The organism is Limnochorda sp. LNt (genome assembly GCF_035593265.1).
Lineage (GTDB): Bacteria > Bacillota > Limnochordia > Limnochordales > Geochordaceae > Geochorda > Geochorda subterranea.
In genome coordinates this window covers 121,835-141,256 of the sequence record NZ_CP141614.1, presented here as the reverse complement: position 1 = coordinate 141,256, position 19,422 = coordinate 121,835, and the positions used below count along the sequence as shown (strand labels likewise).

At 67.2% G+C, this 19,422-nt stretch carries 18 protein-coding genes; 5 read left to right on the top strand and 13 right to left on the bottom strand.

The window, feature by feature from the left end; genetic code table 11:
• Positions 1 to 14 precede the first annotated feature (14 nt).
• The 6 genes from VLY81_RS00740 to VLY81_RS00715 form a co-directional block, all read right to left on the bottom strand.
• A complete protein-coding gene (locus VLY81_RS00740; protein WP_324669102.1) occupies positions 15 to 965 on the bottom strand; it encodes a sugar ABC transporter substrate-binding protein in 951 nt (316 codons plus the stop codon).
• Positions 966 to 1,049: 84 nt separating this feature from the next.
• Entirely contained in the window at positions 1,050 to 2,042 is a 993-nt protein-coding gene (locus VLY81_RS00735) for an ABC transporter permease (protein WP_324669101.1), read from the bottom strand.
• A 2-nt stretch (positions 2,043 to 2,044) separates the two neighbouring features.
• A complete protein-coding gene (locus tag VLY81_RS00730; protein WP_324669099.1) occupies positions 2,045 to 3,457 on the bottom strand; it encodes a sugar ABC transporter ATP-binding protein in 1,413 nt (470 codons plus the stop codon).
• Positions 3,458 to 3,525: 68 nt separating this feature from the next.
• Positions 3,526 to 4,557: an alcohol dehydrogenase catalytic domain-containing protein gene (locus VLY81_RS00725; protein ID WP_324669098.1), complete on the bottom strand. Its 1,032-nt coding sequence runs from the start codon at positions 4,555 to 4,557 to the stop codon at positions 3,526 to 3,528.
• Between the two features lie 7 nt (positions 4,558 to 4,564).
• Positions 4,565 to 5,473 (bottom strand): sugar-binding transcriptional regulator, encoded by a 909-nt coding sequence (locus VLY81_RS00720; protein WP_324669097.1) that lies wholly within the window; start codon positions 5,471 to 5,473, stop codon positions 4,565 to 4,567.
• 306 nt (positions 5,474 to 5,779) lie between these two features.
• On the bottom strand, positions 5,780 to 6,493 hold the full coding sequence (locus tag VLY81_RS00715; RefSeq protein WP_324669096.1) for a transposase: 714 nt from the start codon (positions 6,491 to 6,493) through the stop codon (positions 5,780 to 5,782).
• 690 nt (positions 6,494 to 7,183) lie between these two features.
• On the opposite strand from VLY81_RS00715, the gene VLY81_RS00710 reads away from it, so the two are divergent.
• From VLY81_RS00710 to VLY81_RS00690, 5 genes are all read left to right on the top strand, one after another.
• Positions 7,184 to 7,507, top strand: coding sequence for a DUF6431 domain-containing protein (locus tag VLY81_RS00710; protein ID WP_324669095.1), 324 nt, complete (start codon positions 7,184 to 7,186; stop codon positions 7,505 to 7,507).
• A gap of 8 nt (positions 7,508 to 7,515) precedes the next feature.
• Positions 7,516 to 7,785, top strand: a complete 270-nt coding sequence (locus VLY81_RS00705) for a hypothetical protein (protein WP_324669094.1) — start codon at positions 7,516 to 7,518, stop codon at positions 7,783 to 7,785.
• 161 nt (positions 7,786 to 7,946) lie between these two features.
• Positions 7,947 to 9,320, top strand: a complete 1,374-nt coding sequence (locus VLY81_RS00700) for a Mu transposase C-terminal domain-containing protein (RefSeq protein WP_324669093.1) — start codon at positions 7,947 to 7,949, stop codon at positions 9,318 to 9,320.
• On the top strand, positions 9,313 to 10,134 hold the full coding sequence (locus VLY81_RS00695; protein ID WP_324669092.1) for an ExeA family protein: 822 nt from the start codon (positions 9,313 to 9,315) through the stop codon (positions 10,132 to 10,134). The genes VLY81_RS00700 and VLY81_RS00695 overlap by 8 nt, the downstream gene beginning before the upstream one ends.
• Positions 10,131 to 10,361, top strand: a complete 231-nt coding sequence (locus VLY81_RS00690) for a hypothetical protein (RefSeq protein WP_324669091.1) — start codon at positions 10,131 to 10,133, stop codon at positions 10,359 to 10,361. Before VLY81_RS00695 ends, VLY81_RS00690 begins: the two co-directional genes overlap by 4 nt.
• A gap of 974 nt (positions 10,362 to 11,335) precedes the next feature.
• Here the strand turns inward: VLY81_RS00690 and VLY81_RS00685 are convergent.
• From VLY81_RS00685 to VLY81_RS00655, 7 genes are all read right to left on the bottom strand, one after another.
• Positions 11,336 to 12,373, bottom strand: a complete 1,038-nt coding sequence (locus tag VLY81_RS00685; protein ID WP_324669090.1) for a KGGVGR-motif variant AAA ATPase — start codon at positions 12,371 to 12,373, stop codon at positions 11,336 to 11,338.
• Between the two features lie 284 nt (positions 12,374 to 12,657).
• The gene (locus tag VLY81_RS00680; RefSeq protein WP_324669089.1) at positions 12,658 to 13,119 is read right to left on the bottom strand and encodes a hypothetical protein; all 462 of its coding nucleotides are present in this window, start codon (positions 13,117 to 13,119) and stop codon (positions 12,658 to 12,660) included.
• 206 nt (positions 13,120 to 13,325) lie between these two features.
• Complete coding sequence (locus VLY81_RS00675) at positions 13,326 to 14,234, bottom strand: DUF1028 domain-containing protein (protein WP_324669087.1); 909 nt, start codon at positions 14,232 to 14,234, stop codon at positions 13,326 to 13,328.
• Between the two features lie 82 nt (positions 14,235 to 14,316).
• Complete coding sequence (locus tag VLY81_RS00670) at positions 14,317 to 15,954, bottom strand: ATP-binding cassette domain-containing protein (protein ID WP_324669086.1); 1,638 nt, start codon at positions 15,952 to 15,954, stop codon at positions 14,317 to 14,319.
• A gap of 55 nt (positions 15,955 to 16,009) precedes the next feature.
• A complete protein-coding gene (locus VLY81_RS00665; RefSeq protein ID WP_324669085.1) occupies positions 16,010 to 17,170 on the bottom strand; it encodes an ABC transporter substrate-binding protein in 1,161 nt (386 codons plus the stop codon).
• A 140-nt stretch (positions 17,171 to 17,310) separates the two neighbouring features.
• Positions 17,311 to 18,189 (bottom strand): branched-chain amino acid ABC transporter permease, encoded by an 879-nt coding sequence (locus VLY81_RS00660; protein ID WP_324669084.1) that lies wholly within the window; start codon positions 18,187 to 18,189, stop codon positions 17,311 to 17,313.
• A gap of 16 nt (positions 18,190 to 18,205) precedes the next feature.
• On the bottom strand, positions 18,206 to 19,231 hold the full coding sequence (locus tag VLY81_RS00655) for a branched-chain amino acid ABC transporter permease (RefSeq protein WP_324669083.1): 1,026 nt from the start codon (positions 19,229 to 19,231) through the stop codon (positions 18,206 to 18,208).
• Positions 19,232 to 19,422: the final 191 nt, after the last annotated feature.

Sequence of the window (19,422 nt, the reverse complement as noted above, 5' to 3'; positions counted from 1 at the left end):
TGCCGAGACCTAGATCAGCGGGGTACGTTGGCCGGAGTGATCAGGGGCGCATCCAGGTAGATGGTGGGCACTCCACCCGTTACCTGTTCTTTGGTCTTTCCGTGCACGACCAGTTCCTCCACGATGCGAACAGCTTCGTCCGCGTACGCTTCGAGGGGTTGAGCAATGGTGGCGACGAAGGGCGTGCCCGCGCGTATCATGTCGTAAGCCTGCCGGGTCCCGTCGATTCCCACCACGAACATGTGATCCCGCTTGTATCCGGCTGCCATGATAGCCTGCGCGATGGCTGCCGCAGGGTCGTCCCATGGTGCAAAGACGGCATCGATGCGGTCTCCGTACCTCGCCAGGAAATTCTCCATGGCCGCCTGAGCATCCTGAACGAAGCCCGCCGGTGGAAGCTCGTGCTGCGCGAGTACCTTGATTCGCGGGTACTCGGTGAGCACGGTATCCATGATCTTACCGCGCTGGCGGGTGCCGAAGTGCTGCTGGAACTTGAAAAGGATGACATTCCCCTCCCCACCCAAGCGATCGACCAGGTATTGCGCGACTTTTGCACCGGCGACGAAGTTGTTCATCGTGATGTTTACGACGATGCCTGGGACGTACCCCGAGTCGATGGCCACCACGGGGATGTTGGCCCTGAGAGCCGAGTCGATGGCTGGCTGGATGCTGGGCAGGTCGGCCATCGCCACCACGATCGCCCGCACGCGCCGGGAGACGAGGTTCTCCATCTGGCTGGTGAAAGTGCTCCACGATCCGGCTGCATTCGTCGTGATCACGGTCCACCCCTTGGATGAGGCGACCTTCTCGAACTCGACGGCCACGCGAGCCTGCGACGTCGCACCGAGATTGGCAACCGCCAGGCCGACTTCCACCCCGGCGGCGATCGCGACGAAGCCAGGGAAGGCCAGAGCCAGGATTGCTGCCAGCAGAAGCATCGCCCAGATCGCTCGCCCTTGTCTCATGATGATACGGAGCCCCCTCTTCAGACCCTTTCCTCAGCACTCCCGCCATGTGAGCCGTTCGGCCACGAGATCGGTCGCTGTGCATCACCTCCCCGCCCGCGCCGCCACCCGTGAAACTGTCACGGCCCCCAGAAGCACGGCACCCTTGACGATGTTCTCCGCGTAGTAGGGGAGCCCGAGTAACGTCATGCCGTTGCTGAGAACGCCAAGCACGGCCACGCCGACCAGAGTGCCGATGACGTTTGGCAGCCCGTCTTTCATCACCGTGGTACCCAGGAACGCAGCTGCAAACCCATCCAGCAGAAACCCGCTTCCGGCCGTCGGCTGGCCGGATCCCAGCCGTGAGGACAGGATGACGCCGGCGAGCGCGGCGTAAGTTCCCGACAAAACCAAGCCCAGGATTCGATAGCGAGCGACTCGGATGCCGGAGTGCATGGCCGCTACAATGTTGCCTCCGGTCGCGTACATGTAGCGCCCGATGGCCATCCGCTCCGCCACGACGAAGCTGACAACCACCACCCCCGCAGCGACCAGGACAGGGATCGGGATTGCCCCCACGAAGCCCCGTCCCAGCGCGCTGAACTCCGGCGGGAAGCTGCCGTAAACCGGCTGCCCTCGAGTGAGAAAGAAGTTGAAGCCGATGGCCAGGGACATGCTGCCGAGAGTGGTGATGAAAGACGGAATCCCCACCTTGACAGTCATGACCCCGTTCAGCAGTCCAAACCCCGCGCCCAGAAGCAGACCGCAGGCCAACGCGGTCGAAAAGCCATATCCGGCCAGCAGAAGTGATGTCACGGCGACTCCGGCAAGGCCGCAAACCTCGCCGAAAGAGAGGTCGAACTCGCCCACAATCATGGCAAACGTCAGGCCTGTTGCGGCGATGGTGAGCATAGACACCTGCCGCAGCAGGTTCACGAGGTTGCGAGGGTCAAGAAACTCCCTTCGGAGAACCCCGAACAGGATCGCGAGGCCCATGAGCGCGAACAGCACGCCGTAACGGCGCAGTAGGGCATGTAGGTCGATAAAGGCGCCGTGCACAGCAGTGGGCGTGTGTTGCTTTAGACCGACGTCACCCAACCCTAGCGTCCCCCCAAGGCGCTCTTCAGGATGGCTTCCTGCGAAAAGTGCCGTCGCTCAAATTCCGCGGTGATACGTCCGTCCCGCATGACGTAGATGCGGTCGCTCATCCCGAGGAGTTCGGGTAGCTCGGAGGATACGAGCAGGATGCCAAGACCTTGCCGAGCCAAGTCGACCATGAGGCGGTAGATTTCCTCTTTGGCTCCCACATCCACTCCTTGAGTCGGTTCGTCCAGGAGAAGCACCGACCCGCTTCGGGCAAACCACCGCGCAATGGACACCTTCTGCTGGTTCCCGCCGCTCAGGGTTGCGACAGGCTGGTTCAGGCTGCGAATGCGGACATCGAAGCGGTCGACGAGTTCGCGCGCCATGGCGTGCTCCCTGCGGAAATTGACGAACCCGAAGCGGCAGGTCTCGCGGAGATGGACCATGCTGAGGTTTTCCTTCACCGAGGCACTCGTGACGAGACCCTTCAAGCGACGATTCTCCGGGACGAGGTACAGGCCTAGCCGGATTCGCTCGTGGGGCGGCAGATGTCCGATGGGGCGGCCCGCGAGGAGGACCGCGCTTCGCCCAGTCGTGTAGATGCCGAAGATGGTCTCGAGCAGGCTGGAGCGGCCGGACCCTACCAGGCCTGCGATGCCGACGATCTCGCCTTGACGGACCGTGAGGCTGACATCCCGAAGCTTTGTCGTGGTCAGGTGCCTGACCTCCAGCACTGGTCGGCCAGCTGCGATGGGAATCTTCGGAAACCGATTCTCGATCTGTCTGGCTATCATCAGGGAAACGAGGTGGTCAACGGACGCTTGGTCGCGAGGAACAGTTGCCACCTTCTGGCCATCCCTCAGCACGGTGATGCGGTCGGCCACCTCCAGGACTTCCTCCAGCCGGTGGGAGATGAACACGATCGACGAGCGGCTCTTCCACTGCCGCAGCAGGAGGAAGAGCCTGTCGGTCTCCTGTCGGGACAGGCTCGCGGTCGGCTCGTCAAGGAGAAGAATTCGCGGCTGGTGCGCAAACGCTTTCACAATCTCTACCAGTTGCTGCTCGGAGGCGCCAAGCTGCCAAACGGGGACGTTGAGGGAGATGTCCACCCCAACCTCCTGTAGCAGAGCGTTAACCTGCTCCAGGAGAAGGCGTCCCTGGATTAAACCCAGCCGCCGCGGCTCAATCCCCAGCAGGATGTTCTCGGCGGCTGTCAGTTGCGGAACTAGGTCGCGCTCCTGGTACACCGACGCAATGCCGAGACGGAGCGCGTGCCATGGCGTGACGAGACGAACTGGTTGGCCATACAGTTCGAGCGTGCCCGCGCTGGGCTGGATCGCGCCGGACAAGATCTTGACCAGCGTGGACTTGCCCGCTCCGTTTTCCCCTACGATGGCGTGGATCTCGCCCGGCTGAAGCTCGAAGTCCACGCTTCGAAGAGCGGTGTGTCCAGGGTAGTGCTTCGTCAGCCCCAGGCCTCGGAGAACGGCTGCGATGGTTATTCTCCTCCTTCGACGTCGATTTCGACTTTGACTGCCTGCTGCGAAGCCGCCACCTCAAACGCCTGCCCGATGTCGTCCAAGGTGAAGCGGTGCGTCACCAGGCGCTCTACCGGAAGCGCATCGTGCCCCGTGGCCAGAAGGTCGGCGGCTCGGTGGAAATGGATCGGGGCAAATCCCGACTCTCCCACGAGGACCACACGGCCATAGTGGATCCGGTTGGGGTCGATGCTGACGGTCGTTCCCGGGGCAAATCCGCCGAACAGCGTCACGCGACCCCCGGGTCTGACAAGCTGCATAGCTGCCGCTACCAGTTCAGGCACCGCGTTGGCGACGATGACCCGGTCCGCCCCGCGGCCTTCCGTGTATGCCATGATGACTTCGTAGACCTCCTCGGGGTGAATCGCATGGGCGCCGAACGAGGAGGCCATGGCACGGCGGTGGGCCTGGGGTTCGCTGACGACCAGCCTCGTGGCACCCCGCAAGCGCGCCACGAGCAAGTGCAAAAGCCCCATCGGCCCTGCTCCCATGATCAGGACCACGTCTGCGGGCTCGATTCCGGTGTCGCCTACCCCGTTAAGGACGCAGGCGAGCGGTTCTGTGAAGGCACCGCGCACGAGAGAGGTGGCCGGTGGCAGCACGTACAGGCCTTTTCGTGCATGGAATTCGGTCAGCTTGACATATTCGGCGAATGCCCCATTCGATACATAGCTCTTGTCGACGCATAGGTCCGCGAGCCCCTGGCGGCAGTAAAAGCAATAGCCGCAGTTCACGTACGGAGCGACGGTAACTCGGTCGCCGGGCTTGCAGACGGTCACGTCGCGGCCCACCTCCTCTACGACTCCCGTGAATTCGTGCCCCAGGATGTCCCCGGGCTTGAACGAATGGTGGCCGCGCAGAAAGGTTTTGACGTCGGTTCCGCATATGAGGGCCACGCGAACGCGCACGAGGATTTCGTGGGCAGCCACCTGTGGCCGCGGAACATCCATCAGATCAAGCTTGCCAGGCCCGCCATACACCGCTGCCTTCATGCGCCCATCAGCCCTTCGTCTGCAATAGTGCTTCGGCTGTGGACTCGTCGGTTACTAGGTGGGTCACCATCCCACCCCGGACCGCGCCGCAGATGGCTCGGACCTTGGCCGGGCCTCCTGCCGCAGCGATGCGAACCGGAATCCGCTTCAGGGTTGCAAAGTCGATGGCCAGCAGCTTGCGATTCGCGGCGCAGTCGAGCGGGACCCCTCGCTCATCGAAGAAGTTACCGGCAATGTCGCCCACGGCACCCAGGCGGATGAGCTCTCCCACTTCTTCGTCATCGTACAGGCCCGTCGACAGCATGGGAGAATGCGGGATCTCCGCCCCAATCCCGAAAAACGCCACATCGAGCTCTCGCCAAAGGCGGATAGCATGCTGGATCGAAGGCTCTTGCAAAAGCTCTCTTTTCGCTTCCAGGCGGTTGAGCACCGCAGGCGCGTGAAACAGGACCACTTCGCCGCCAAACGCTCGGGCCAGGCGCACGCTCAATTCGTCAACCTGGAGCTCCGGCTTTACCTGGGCGATGCCTCCGAGCAGTGGAACAACCGTAATCGCGCGCTGGGGGGCGCTGCTCGAGGCAAAGTCGACAAGTGCTAGCATCGTCCTGCCCCATGATAGGCCAACGCGTGCCCCTTCCCGTAGGATTTCAACAGCAAGGCTGGCTGCGGCTCGCCCTATAGCGATAGCAAGGGCACTCTCGTCTTTGGTTTGGACCCCCACCACCACCGCTCGCGTCACACCGAACCGGCTCTCAAGCTCCTTGGCCAGGCGGTCCGCGACGGCGAAAGGATTGCGCACGGCTATGGTGACGATGCCGTATTCGAGCGCATCCCTCAGAAGCCGCGAGACGGTGGAGACGGAGCACCCGAGGGATCGGGCTATCGCTTGCTGGCTCCTGCCCTCACTGTAGTACATTTCACCGACCCGCAATGCCCGCGCGACGCGCTCAGGGCTCGGTGGCTCAAGGGGGGTCGTTGCAAGTTTTTGCAGCAAGTTTCCCCACCACCCCAACTTGTACCACCCAGCACCGAAAATGTCAAGACCGCGCGATCACCCACCAGAGCTCGCGCCAGTGTTTACCAGTAAGATATTGCTAGCCCTCCGTTTCGAGGTGCCAGGAGGGGCGAAAAAAGCCGGGTACGCTGCCCCCGTCCGATGATCCGGCTGGTTGGGAAAGGGTCGGCTTGGCTGGTCGGGTTCCTCGACCCGCCGGCCCTCGCGTCAGCTCGTGTTGAAGAGGTACGAGTCCGGGGGTGCCTCCCCGACCAGAAGCTCCGCCCGCAGCCGCTCGGCCACGCCCCGGTCGGTCTGCTCCCAGGGACCGCGGCGGCGGATGCGGCGGGCCAAAAACAGCTGAAAGAGGTTGTAGCCCGCCGCCAACAACGCCCACAGCACCTGCATGCCGGTCGGGTGGTGGAGGAAGCGGTGGTCCAGGTGCCATTCGTGCTTGAGCTGCCGAAATCCCTCGTTGTCAACCCCCCATCGGGCCCGGGCGATCTCCCACACCACCCGGCCGCTGGCCTCGGCCGGGCTCAGCGTGGTGGCCACCTCCAGGATGCGAAGCGCTTTGCAGTGCCAGACGGCAGTCCCCTGGTGCTCCGTCCAGCTCAGCTCCTCTTCGGCATACACGACCCGGATGGGCCGCTTGAGTCCCTCCCAGCTGGTCAGCTCCGGGCTGTCCCACGCCCGCACCTCCACCTGAAAGGAGCCGATGCGGGACACAAAGGCCTCGTCGTAGCGGCGGCCCCGCCGTAGCCCCTCTGCGTCCTGGACGACCGCGTAGCGCTCGTCCTTCAGGCACACCACGACGTGAAGTCCCAGGGCGCGCACCGCCTCGAGGAAGGGAGCCTGCGCATACAGGGCATCCACCGTGACCACGTCGCAGAAATGCCCGTGCTTTTCCCTGCAGGCGCCGCAGCAGCCGTAGCCCTGCATCGACCTCCCCTTCCTGGGGCCGCTGGGGTTCGATGCCCCACACCACGGCCGGTACTCCCCGGGCCTTGCGCCGACTCGGGTAGCCCCCCTCCTCCCCGGACGGCCAGCGCACCGTCTGGGCCGCCACGACCCGGTGCACGTACTCCACCCGCCCGTCCCGATGCCGGTAGACCTGGCAAGCCGCACAGCAGCGGGCCTGGGTGCGCAGCACCTCGGTCCCATCCAGCGCCACCACATGCCAGCCGTGCACGCTGCCGCCCTGGAAGGTCTTGTTCTTGCGGGCCGTGGTCAGGATGGCGTCGTTGATCGCCCACGCCGAGGCCACGTCGGCGGCCATGGCCCAGTCCCGAAGGCAGTCCTGTCGCGCCTCCCGCTCTTTGAGCACTTCAGAGGGTGGATCTCGCGCGTAGCTTGAGCGTCGGGTCTCCCGGAGGACCCTCCCAGCCCCCCGGCTAGCCGGGGGGCTGGGGCTTTTTGGAAGGCAGAGCGGCCGGGGAGCCGAATCGTGGGGGCATGGGGAGGCCCGTGCGCCGATGCCGCCCGGTCCCGGCAGCGAAAGCGGGGCGGTGAGGGAGGGAAAACAGCGGGAGCATCCCCACCGCGGTCGCCACGCCCGGGATGCTCCCCCAACACCGCCCCCGGCTGCTCTCCCGGATCGGGAGCCTCCCCTGAGGGGAGGGAGCCGGTTTGGTGATCCCGATCTTCGCCGGCCCAGACGTTCGCTCCTACCTGGCCGCCGAAAAGTCAGGCCGGTTGCGGCTTCCCCGGCTCTGCCCGGCCTGCGGCGGTCGGCTGTGGGGACACGGGTGCTACGAGCGCGGCGCCGACGAGACGGGGCCGGGTGGCTATCAGCGGATTCCGGTGCGCCGCCGGCGCTGCTCGCGCTGCGGCCGGACGGTCTCGTTTTTGCCCAGCTTCCTGCGCCCCTACCAGAGCCTGGTCAGCGCCGTCCGCCAGCGCCTGTACGAGGGGCGCCGGCGGGGATGTCGTGGCGGGCGTTGGCCGAGTCAATAGGGCGTTCGGTGGCCACCGTGCGCCGGCTGGTGCGAAGGGCGTGGGCCGAGGCGCCGGGGGTCTTGGCCCGGCTGCAGGAGTGGTGGGGGGAGCTCGGCGGGGGCCTTCCGACCGGCCCGCCGGTCCTGCAGCCGCCGGAGGATGACCCGTTGGGGGCGTGCCTGGACTTCGCCGAGACGCTGCGCCAGGGAGTGAGGCAGGCGCATCCTGGGCCGACAGCAACCGGCCTTCTGGACATCGTCAACCTCCTGCTCCAGGGCGACCCGGCCTGGCTTTGAAAGCGTCAGGGGCCGGGAGAGGAGGCATCTGCGCCCCGCTCAAATCGATCATCCGTTCGCCTTCCGCGGGGCTGCCGGACCCCCCAAACCCTGGCGCCTTCTCGGAGAGCGCCCGGTTGCCGGAGACTGGAAGCAAACCCTACGGCAGGGAGGGTGCTTCCATGGCTTCCTGGCCCGACGACACGCTGGCGTTGTTTCGCTATTCGCTGATCGCCCCGCTGTTGGATCCCCTGGCCGATGCGGAGGAGAAGCGGCGCTGGCGAGCCGAGGTGGTGGGCCGCCCCCACCTGCTCCCGGACGGAAGACGCCTGCACGTGAGCGCCCCAACCTTGCGCCGGTGGGTCCGCCGCTACCGACTCGGTGGCTTCGAAGCGTTGCGGCTGGCCCTGCGGCGGGACCGGGGATCGGTGCGGGTCGTCACCCCCGAGCTTCTGGAGCAGGCCAAGGCCCTCAAGCGTCAGGACCCGACCCGCAGCCTGCCCCAGGTGGTGCGGCTGTTGGAGGCGGCGGGCCTGGTAGCTCCGCAGACCCTCAAGCCCAACACCCTCTGGCGCCACCTGCACCGGGAAGGCCTGAGCCAGCGGGTCCTTCCCCCCAAGCCAGGCCTGCGCCGCTTCGAGGCCAAGGCCCCCAACGACCTGTGGCAGGGCGATGCCACGCCGGGTCCGGCGCTGCCGGACCCCTTCCAGCCGGGCCGCATGCGGCGCACCTATCTTCTGGCCTTCCTCGACGACCACTCCCGGTTGGTGGCCCATGCGGAGTTTTTCTGGGCCGAGGACCTCTATGCGTTGGAGCTGTGCTTTCAGCAGGCGCTGTTGCGCCGGGGCCTTCCCTGGCGGGTCTACGTCGACCGGGGCCTCATCTTCCAGGCCGAGGTGTTCACCCGGGCCTGTGCCGAGCTCGGCATCCGCCACATCTCCGGCACCCCTGGCCATCCCGAGGGCCGCGGCAAGATCGAGCGCTTCTTTGAAACCTTGCAGGATCAGTTCCTGCGGGAGCTGACCCATCACCCTGTCCAGCACCTGGCGGCGCTCAACGAAAGGCTTGCGGCCTGGATCGAGGAGGCCTACCACGTGCAGGTCCACAGCGAGACGGGCGAGGCGCCGGCCGTTCGATTTGCTCGCCTGCAGGCGCGCCGGACCGTCTCGGCCGAAAAGCTCGCCCACGTCTTTTTGTGGCGGCGGGTGCGCCGGGTGGACAAGACCGGGTGTCTTCGTTTCGACGGCAACCGCTACGAAGCGCCGCCCGGGCTGGAAGGCCGCAAGGTCGAGGTGCGCTTCCATCCCCTGCACCTGGAGCGTCTCAGCCTGTTCATCGAGGGCCGCCACGTGGGCGACGCCGTCGCCCTCGATCTCGCCCATCCCGTCTACCGCGGCCTCGACCGGGTCCACCACCCGGAGCCGAGCCGCCCGGTCGAGCCCGCGATCCCCTACCTGGAGCTTTTGGTCCAGCGCCGGCGACAGCGCCAGGCCCGGGCCATGTCCCCCCTGCGCCTGAGTCTGCTTGAGGATCCGGAGGCGATGCCCGATGTTTGAAACCCACTTCGGCCTGACGGCCACGCCCTTTGCCCGGGAGATCCCCGTCGAGCATCTGTTTGTCTCCCAGGCCCACCGGGAGGCCTTGGCGAGGCTCCACTACGTCGCCGAGCGTCGGCGCGTGATGGTGCTGACGGGGGAGGTGGGCGCCGGGAAGTCCACCGCGCTTCGGCGGCTCAAGGCCGAGCTCGACGCCACCCGCTACGAGGTGGTCTACCTGGCCGACGTCGCCTTCACCCCCCGTAGCTTCTTCCAGAGCCTGCTCGACGCCCTGCGGCTCGATGCGCCGCACGCTTTGCCCAAGCTCAAGAAGGTCGCCCGGGAGGCCCTGGCCGAGCGCTGGCGTACGCAGCATCGCACGCCGGTCCTGCTGGTGGACGAGGCGCAGTTCTTGAGCCCGGCCATGCTGGAGGAGGTCCGGAGCCTGCTCAATTACGACTGCGACGCCTTTGCGCCCTTCGCCCTGGTGCTCTGCGGCACCCGGGCGCTTGCGGAGCGGCTGGCCCTTCGCTCCGCCGAGGCGCTTTCCCAGCGCATCGATCTCCGCTACCACCTCAGCGGCTTTTCGCCCCAGGAGACGGCCGCCTACATCCGCCATCACCTGAAGCTGGCCGGGGCCAATCAGGAGCTGTTCACCGCCAAGGCCCTCGACCACATCCACCGGGCTTGCAACGGGCTACCGCGGCCCATCAACCAGCTCGCCCACCTGTGCCTCATGGCGGCGGCCGCTCGGCAGGAGCGCGTGGTCGATCATGAGCTGGTCGAGGCGGTCATCGCCGCCGAATGGCAGGCGCCTCAGGCGGCTGGGAGGTGAGCGCCATGCGGCTGTGGCTGCGAGGGAATACGCCCATCACCGTCGAGTGGCGCTGCACCCGCCGGGCCGGCCCTCTGGCTCGGCTGCGCCTGGTGGACGGCCCGCGGGAGGTGGTGCTGGCCTTTACCTCCCGCCGCGCCATCTACGAGCTGGCCGTCCGCCTGGCGCTGCTTTGGGCGGAGGCCCAGGAGGCCGACGGCAGGGCCAGCCGTCATCGGCTGCCCTGACATCCAAAGGGCGTGGCCGCCCGGGACATCCGGCGAGCCACGCCCTTTCCCGCTCATCGAGCGCGCGACGACCCTGGTCAAATAGCGATCAACGCAACACAACTCCTCCACCGACCACTTGACGCCACGCCTTTCCTCTGCCTCCTTGCGGAATACCTCGGCTCCCGGTTGGGGTGCGTTGGCCAAGTACTGCCAAAGAAGACCATATAGATCAGGGCGAGACCAGCTCAACTCAACTCTGGCGCTGAGCACCTTCGATGCGTCGGGAAAGTTGGCCACCCTGCTCTCGTCAAGCTGGTCCGAGCGGAGAAAGCACTTTACGCGAAGGCGCCTGTAAGGCCGAAACTCAAGGGCTGTCTCCAGGAGGCCGCGGATCAGGCGATACATGTCCTGCCAGTCGTCTGCGCTCCGGTCCAGGGCATCGAAAAGCACCAAGGACCATCGTTGTTCCCGTTCGCACTCTCGATCCCGTGCTTCGAGGTGTCGCTCCACAGATTCCGGGTTCTCTCGCACCCAGGCCAGTCGCGCCATCCAGTCCCTCGTCGCCCCCAGAGGCGTGCCTGCTCCGGCCAGTTTCGTGAAGACGATCGTCTTCCACACGACCCTTGGTTGGCGCGCCTCCCGGAGCATCCGTAAAAGGATGTCGCGGCTAGGGTACTCGTCGGGACTCGGCCTCTCTCCAAATCCAACCGCGACCTGAGTCTGCCTTTGCACTTCCACATCAGGACGAACGCGAGCCACAAGCCCTCGGATCACAGGATTCTGAAGCGCCGCCCACCAGAAGCTCTTGCCGGCTCCACGCATGCCGACCACTACCATCGTATCCGGTTGGAGAGCTTTGACATGTGAAGGGGGCAGGTAGACGAAACGAGGGTCCGGGGCGCCACCGTGAAGGGATGTCTCCACCGGCAGCGCACTAACCAGGAGCTCCCTCAGGACTTCCGGATTCCAGCCCCGAGATCCACCGTGCTCTCTCATGGCTGCCCCTCCTGAGCGGCCATCGAGAGCTCGTCGAACCGTTCGAGGAATCCTTGGTATGCGGCGAATACGGCTGGCTCCTCGAGCCCCCGGATCGAAGGGACCCAACTAAGACCCGTGTTCCAGTAGATGGGCCACGGACTGTGGGGCGCCTCATCATCCATAAGGTCGAAGGAGAATGGTTCAGTTCGCGCCTCTTCCTCAGGGTCGGCGGGGACTGTATCGTATAAGTACTCCCTGAATAGATCCCACGCCCGCTCCCGCATCCGTTTCAGTAACACCGATGCCCGCTCCTGCGGGACCAAGGAAGCGACCAGCGACAACCTCTGCCTGATGACCGTTGCGGCCCCATGCGCACGCCAGTAATCGAACAGCAGTCTGTAGCCCGCCCAGGTGGCCTCTGAATCTACCGCGAAGAGAAACACTTGGGCTTGCAGGTCAGTAACCGTGGCAGCTGCCAAGTCGTGTAGGCCGCTACGGCTGTCCAGCAGGACCACGTCCGGCTTATGCCGGTTCTCCAACTCGACAAGCATGCGCACCAGACGCGCGCTCCACGGCTCCACCACGGCGTCGGGCCCATCCGCCGGGAGATCGAGATAGACTCGCCCTAGCTTCGAGATGTACTCTCCTGGGTCAGACCCGTAGGCGGGAGCCACCAGGATGTCCCCCTGGAGGTCCTGACACCATCTCGGCCGACCCACCATGTGGGCCAACACCGGATCAGATTGCCCCACCAAGTCCTCCACAAACCAATCGACCACCCCATAGTCCGGGTGCTCCCCAGGTGCAAGCAGCATAGATGAGAGGCCAGGAGACTCGAGGTCAAGGTCCACGACGAGCACCCGCAGCCCTCGTCCGGCAAGGTGGGTGGCCAGCACGGCAGCGGTGGTGCTTCGGCCCACGCCCCCCTTGAGAGAAAAGAGCGTGTACCGCCTGGTTCTCGCGGACAAGCCTTCTGGGACTTTCCCCCATCCCATCCCCGTTAAGAGCCGGTCTACAAGGTAGACCGAGAGGGACCCCATCTGCGTCGTCACCGCATCCGCGCGCAAGGCATCGAGCTCAGCTCCTTCTGCTCGAAGCACCATTCGACCAGGCGGATAGGCGTGTGCTCCGAGTCGATCGGAGAGTTGCCGTGCAGTATCCGCCAAGAGAGATTCCAGAGCACTCGATAGCACCAGACCGTCGGGTACCGCGAGACGAATGCGGCTTCTTAGGTCCCGAATCACCCATAACTCGGGCAGCCCCACCTCCCCCAAACGCGAGGCCGACAACACATCGTGGATGCGAGGCCATACCTGGTCGAATGGAACGAAGTCGTTCATTGCAGCACGCCATCCCTCTGAGGCGCGTTCACGATTCGGCGAATCAGGCTTGCCCCGTCGCGATGAACTTCGACAATGCCTCTGCTAAAGTGTCTCCGGTGTGCATAGCGGTTACTCGCATACCAATCGCCAAACGGGTTGGTGACAGGGAGTTCCATGGCATATCTCTCAATCGTGCGTCCTTGCGCAAAGCTCACGAACTTGTCCCAAAGCCGGTTGATATGCGTCTTATACTCTTGAGAAGGGACCCCAAGCGGGTCCGTGGTCATACCGGCCACCACCATTAGAGCCTTGAGCCCACACTCCGCGCACAGGCCGAAGAGGTGATCGGCCGTGGCCAACCGACCGTGCTCGAACAGTTCCTCCCCATCTTCCCAGTACCGCGTATGTGCGTCGAGGAAATCCGATGGAAATAAGCAACAGTGGCCCATGCCGCGGTCCTGTTCGGCCTTCTCCACCTTTCAGCTCCCTGCAAAATCGGGTCAGTGCTGTGGTGGCCACCAATCCGGTTTGTGTCGAGTTTCCGGTCCAGCAGCAGGGGGCCCCGCCAGGGCGCGATTTGTCCTCTGGCACCTCTGGCACACTGGTAATACGTACTGGGAGGCAACCGATCCTTCGGCTGCTCGAACCCGCCTTTACCCCGCTTTGGGACCGGACGTCGCTCCTAGCCGGCGTGGTCTTTCCCCCTGGTCGACTCTGCTTGCCGGCGCAGGTACTCCAGCACCACCCGCTCGATGACGTCGCCCGGGTGCTGGCGCTGCTCGAAGTTCTCCATGCCGTGCCAGGCCGCCAGGGCCTCGCGGGTCGCCTCATCGAGGCGGCCCGTGGCGTGGGAGAGGTACCCCAGTGCCGCCAGCGCCTGCTGCACCTCGGCCAGCACCGGCCCCTCTAGCGGCACCAGCTCCGGCTCGGGCTCCCGCTCGAAGTAGAGGCGGAAGAGCCCCACCAGCCGCTCCAGCTCGCCGATGGGGTCGGGGTGGTCGTCGACCCGCAGATCCATGTAGCGGTCGTTGAAGCCCCCGTAGCCGCCCCGCTCCCGGACGATGAGGATGGCAGCCGACTGCCGGCCGCGGCGGTCACCGCCTGCCCTCTGACCGGCGTGGAGTGCGGCAACGAGGCGCGCGGCCAGGTCCCCCGTCGTACGCAAGTAGGCGTCGGCCATGGCCTCGACGACGGCCGGCCCTGCCAGGATGTTGCCCTGTGCGGCGAAGCCGGGCCCCGTCACGTGCCCCGCCCACTCGAAGCACCGGCTCCCGGTGAAGGCCGCGCTGCGACCGCGGGCGTCGACGATGCCGAACTGGCGATCCTCCCGCCCCTCGTCGTCGGCCACCAGCCGCCGCGCCACCTCCTCGGGCTCCAAGCCCTCGGCCAGCAGCTCGAGCCCTCGGGGCCCGTAGGCGGTGTTGGCCAGCGCCTGGGTCGCGATGGCCCCCACGCCTGCGCGGGCCCACGGCACCACCGCTCCCACCGCGAGGAACTTGGACTGCACCGCCACCCCCAGGCTGCCCGTCGGCGCATCGAACGCCACGATGGAGAAGGTCGCGACCTGGGGCACGCGACGTGATGCTGGCATCGAGTCCATGCCCCCTCTCCTGCGTGGCCAGGTTCGTCGAGCGCGGGCAAGCCCCTTCGGCGCCCGGCGCCGGGGCGGGCCGTCAGTTCCATCGGCGCCGCTTGCGGTAGCGGCGCCAGCCCTTGGGGGTCGCCTCCATCGAGACGCCCAGGTAGAGCTCCTGGACGTGGGGGTTGTCCTGCAACTCTCGAGCGGTGCCCTCCAGCACGATGCGGCCGTTTTCGAGGACGTAGCCGTAGTCGGCGACCTGCAGCGCCATGCGCGCGTTTTGCTCGACCAGGAGCACCGCGGTGCCGTTACGGCGCACCTCGTCCAGCACCCTGAAGATCTCCCGGGTCACCGCAGGGGCCAGGCCCGTCGATGGCTCGTCGAGCATCAGCAGCTTGGGCCGTGACAGGAGGGCGCGGGCGACGGCCAGCATCTGCTGCTCGCCCCCCGACAGCGTGCCGGCCCTCTGGCGCCGCCTCTCAGCCAGCACCGGGAAGAGGCTCAGTACCCAGGCCCGGCGATCGGCATCCCGTCGCCCCAGCTCGGCCACGTCCAGGTTCTCCTCGACGGTGAGCTCCGCGAAGATCCCCCGGCCTTCGGGGACGTGAGCGATGCCGAGCGCCGCGACGTCCTCGGGTTGCCAGCGGGTGATGGCACGGCCGCCGAAGCGCACCTCGCCCTTCTCGGGCTGGTCCTCGATGAGGCCGCTGATGGTGCGCAACAGTGTGGTCTTGCCGGCGCCGTTGCTGCCCAGCACGGCCACGATGGCACCCGCCGGCACCGCCAGCGAGATGCCGCGCAACACGGTGACCCGTCCCCCGTAGGCGGTCTCGACGTTGCGCAGCTCCAATAACGGCCGGGCAGCGGGCAGCCGGGAGGGGGCCGGCCCCGGCGCCGGGGCGGCCACGGACGGGGCGCGCGACGTGGCGCCGTCGCCGGGCTCACCTTCGCTGCCGATGTAAGCGGCGACGACGGCGGGGTGCACCTGGACCGCCTGGGGCGGCCCCTCGGCGATGACCTGGCCGCGGTCCAGCACGATGACGCGCTCCGAGACCTGCATCACCATGCCCAGGTCGTGCTCCACCAGGACGACGGTGACGCCCATCTCCGAGCGCACGTCCTCCAGCTTGAAGAGAAACTCCGCCTTCTCCTCGGCGGTCATGCCGGCTGACGGCTCATCGAGCAGGAGCAGGCGCGGCTCGCCGGCCAGCGCCCGACCCAGCTCTACCAGCTTCTGCAGCCCGTAGGGCAGGTCAGCCACCCGCTGGTGGCGCGTGACCTGGATGTCCAGCAGATCCATGATGGCCTCGACCCGCTCCCGCTGGGCCACCTCCTCGCGCCGCCACCCCGGCGAGGCCAGCGCCACCCGCGCCAGACCTGCCCGGTAGTGGCGGTGGCGCCCCAGCAGCAGGTTGTCGAGCGCCGTCATGCCGCGGAAGAGCTCGACGTTCTGGAAAGTCCGTGCCACGCCCAGAGCGGCGATGCGGTCCGGCGAGAGGCCGACCAGATCGCGCCCGTCGAGCCGGATCCGCCCCTGCTGGGGGCGGTAGAGGCCGGTGATGCAGTTGAACAGCGACGTCTTGCCGGCACCGTTGGGGCCGATGATGGAGACCAGCTCGCCCGGCGCCACGTGCAGGCTGACCCGGGTCAGCGCCTGCAGCCCGCCGAAGCGCAGGCTGACCTCCTCCACCGTCAGCGCCGCACCACGCCGCTCCACGCCTCCCGATCCCATCGAGCCCCTCCGCCCCCGTCGGGCCCCCTGCGAGCCCGGGCCCGTCTCCACCCTCTCAAAACTCCACCGGGTACGGGATCCAGTCCGTCAGGCGCACGGGTTGGCCGTTTCGGTACTGCGCCAGGAAGATCGCCTCCAGCCCCTGCCGGCGCCCCGGACCGAAGGTGACGTCCTGGAGCAGCTCGCCGTCCCACCCCTGCAGGGTCTCCATGGCCTGCACGAAGCGCTCGCGTGTCAGATCGGGGCCGGCTCGCCGCAGCCCCTCCAGCAGCGGCTCCAGGAAAGCCACGCCCGCCAGGGCGTTGAACGGCGTCTGGGCCAGCTCCGGCCGGCGCTCGGTGATGATGGAGAGCACCTGGTCCACCCTGGGGTTGGTGCCGGGGAAGTCGAAGAAGCCCGTCACGATGGTGCCCTCCCACGCGGGCCCCGCCAGCGTGGCCATCACCGGATCCGCCAGGGTGAAGGTGGCCAACCGGTGGGGCTGGTAGCCGATCTTGGCGATCTCCGCGGCGATCATGGCCCCGTGGCGAGGCGTCGCGTAGAGCACCAGCGCCTCGGCCCCCGACTGGCGCAACCGCAGCGCGTGGCCGCTCAGGTCCGTCTCGGTCAGCTCGTAGGGGACGGCGGCCACCAGGCGCGCCCGCCCGCCGCTGGCCTCGACCGCTTGCTGGACGCCGGCCAGGCCGGTCTTGCCGTAGTCGTCGTTTTGGTAGAAGACCGCCAGCGTCCGGGCTCCCAGCTCCTCGATGGCGTATCGCCCCAGGATGATGGCCTCCTGCAGGTAGTTGGGGTAGGTGACGAAGAGGTAGCGGGTGTCTTGGTAGCCCACCCACACCTGAGCGTCGGCGGTGGGTGTGATCCAGAGCACCTGGTTGGCGATCAGGTAGTCGCGCACCGCCAGCGTGTTGGCGGTCCCGATGAGGCCGACGATGGCGAAGACGCCCACGCGGTCCACCAGCTCGCGCACGTTGGCCACGGCACGGGGAGGCAGGTAGGCGTCGTCCCGGATCTCGAAGCGGATGCGGCGCCCATGGATGCCGCCCTGTTGGTTGATGTGCGCCAGGTAGGCCTCCGCGCCCAGGGCCGTCGCCCCCCACGGGGCCGCCGGCCCCGACAGCGGCGTCGACGTGCCGATGACGACCTCGCCGGCCGAGATCCCGCGCTCCGCGGCCTGCGCCGCTCCGGACGCCAGGACCGCCGCAAGAGCGATCGCCAAGGCCCACCCGGCCCGCCGCCAGGCCACGCCTGCCCTCACCCCCCACGCGCCACGGGTGCGCCCACCCATCCGAGACTTCCCCATTGGCCGCTCTGCCTGCACGCCTCTCGTCACCTCCTGACGTCTCGTGCGACGGGGCCTCAGACCCGCCGCTCCAACTCTCGCCCCAACAGGCCCTCGGGGCGGGCCATCAACACCACGACGATGAGCAGGAAGGCCAGCGTCGACTTGAACGCCACCGACACGTAACCGGCCAGCAGGCTCTCCAGGACGCCGAGCGCCAGCCCCCCCACGACGGCGCCGGGCGGGCTGTCGAGCCCGCCCATCACGGCGGCCGCGAAGCCCTTGAGGAAGGGGTTGAGCATGAAGAAGGGATCGATCAGCGTGGCGGGCGCCAGCAGCAGCCCGGCGGCGGCTCCCAGGGCCGCGGAGAGCGCCCACGTGGCGGCCAGCATCCGATCCGATCGGACGCCCAGGAGTCGGGCCGCGACGGGCTTCTCCGAGAGGGCCCGCATCAGCAAGCCCCAGCGCGTGTGCAGGACCAGGAGGTACAGGCCCGCCATCGACACCGCCGCGACGGCCGTCGCTCCGGCATGGAGCTGGCTCACCACGAGGCCACCCACCCGCCAGACGGCGGTGGCCGGCAACGGGAAGGGCATGGCCTTGATGTCGGTGCCCCAGCCCGCGACGGCCAGCCCGCCCAGCAGCAACGCCAGGCCCATGGTCATGATGGACTGGCTCAAGGGCGCCGCCTCCCGCGCATGGCGCACCAGGCCCGCGTAGAAGAGCGCGCCGATGGCAGCCGCCGCTCCCAGCCCGGTCAGCGCCGCCAGCACGAAGGGCAGACGTGCGCCGGTGATGGCGGTGTAGGCGACGAGCGTGCCCAGCGCCGCCACGTCGCCGTGTGCGAAGTTGAGGACGCGGGCCGTGCGGTACAAGACGACGATGCCCAGCGCCACCAGGGCGTAGAGGCTGCCCGTCGCCATCCCGTTGATGGTGAACTGCAAGAATAGATCCATCGCCGGTCCGTCCGCCTCACAGAGGCCAGCTCTTGAAGTACCGTTTGATGCGCAGCCACCGCCCGTAGAGGCCCCACGGCTCGATGGCCATCACCGCCAGCACCACCGCTCCGTACACCACCGGCAGGTACTCCCGCGTGCGGCTGGCCAGCTGCGGCAGGGCGGTCAGCAACGCCGCGCCGACGATGGGGCCCGAGACGGTGCCGAGGCCCCCCACCACCGCCATGGCCAGGTAATAGATGGATTCCAGGAAGCTGAAGAGGTTGGGCTCCAGGTAGCCCAGCACCAGGCTCATCAGGCCCCCTCCCGCCCCGGCGTAGGCGGCGCTCACCGCGAAGGCCAGCGTCTTGTAGCGGGTCAGGTCGACGCCGTTGGTCTGGGCGGCCAGATCGCTGTCCCGCAGGGCCATCCACGCCCGGCCCACGTAGGAGCGGCGGATGTTGTACGCGGCCAGCACCAGCGCCGACGCCGCCGCCAGCACCAGGTAGTAGCGGGCGGCATCGGAGGCCAGGCTCCATGGCCCCAGGCGGGGGGCCGGCACCATCAGCCCCGTCCGGCCGCCCGAGACCAGCTCCCAGTTGATCAGGACCTGCTGGACGGCGATGCCGAAGCCCATGGTCGCGATCGCAAGGTACGGGCCCTTGAGCCGCAGGGCGGGCAATCCCACGAGCCAGCCCGCCACGCCCGCCAGCAGGGCGCCGGCTGGTAGCGCCACCCAAGACGGTGCCCCCGCTCTCGCCGACAGCAGGCCCGTCGCATAGGCTCCAATGGCGACGAACCCCGCCTGGCCCAGGGAGATCTGACCGGCGAAGCCCACCAAGAGATCGAGGCCGACGACCACCACCACGTTGATGCCGATGAGCGACGCCACGTAGAGGAAGTAGCCCCCGAGCCACAGCGGCGCCAGCACCAGGCCCGTCCCCAGGGCCACGGTCGCCACCCAGCCGAAGGAGCCGTACACGAGGGCGAACTCCCGCTCGTACCGGCGCACCAGCGCCTGGCCCGCCATGACGCTCACCCGACCCGATGACGGTGCGGGCACCGGCCTTTGGTCGAGTCTCGCGGGAGGGTTGGTTAGCGGTTACAAGCCACGGGGCCGGCCGACGCTTTCCCGCCGTCCACACGTTATGGTGGTGCCTACCATTCTCGGTTACGTCGACTTCTCCTCCGCTCCCGCCCCCACCGCTCCCGCTTTTCGAGAATGCAAGCGTATCCACATTCGCTCGCGAGCAA

Coding starts and splice junctions, on each gene's coding strand:
- VLY81_RS00740 (WP_324669102.1), bottom strand. CDS start 965: ATGAGACAAGGGCGAGCGATCTGGGCGATGCTTCTGCTGGCAGCAATC.
- VLY81_RS00725 (WP_324669098.1), bottom strand. CDS start 4,557: ATGAAGGCAGCGGTGTATGGCGGGCCTGGCAAGCTTGATCTGATGGAT.
- VLY81_RS00720 (WP_324669097.1), bottom strand. CDS start 5,473: ATGTACTACAGTGAGGGCAGGAGCCAGCAAGCGATAGCCCGATCCCTC.
- VLY81_RS00715 (WP_324669096.1), bottom strand. CDS start 6,493: ATGCAGGGCTACGGCTGCTGCGGCGCCTGCAGGGAAAAGCACGGGCAT.
- VLY81_RS00700 (WP_324669093.1), top strand. CDS start 7,947: ATGGCTTCCTGGCCCGACGACACGCTGGCGTTGTTTCGCTATTCGCTG.
- VLY81_RS00695 (WP_324669092.1), top strand. CDS start 9,313: ATGTTTGAAACCCACTTCGGCCTGACGGCCACGCCCTTTGCCCGGGAG.
- VLY81_RS00675 (WP_324669087.1), bottom strand. CDS start 14,234: ATGCCAGCATCACGTCGCGTGCCCCAGGTCGCGACCTTCTCCATCGTG.
- VLY81_RS00670 (WP_324669086.1), bottom strand. CDS start 15,954: ATGGGATCGGGAGGCGTGGAGCGGCGTGGTGCGGCGCTGACGGTGGAG.
- VLY81_RS00660 (WP_324669084.1), bottom strand. CDS start 18,189: ATGGATCTATTCTTGCAGTTCACCATCAACGGGATGGCGACGGGCAGC.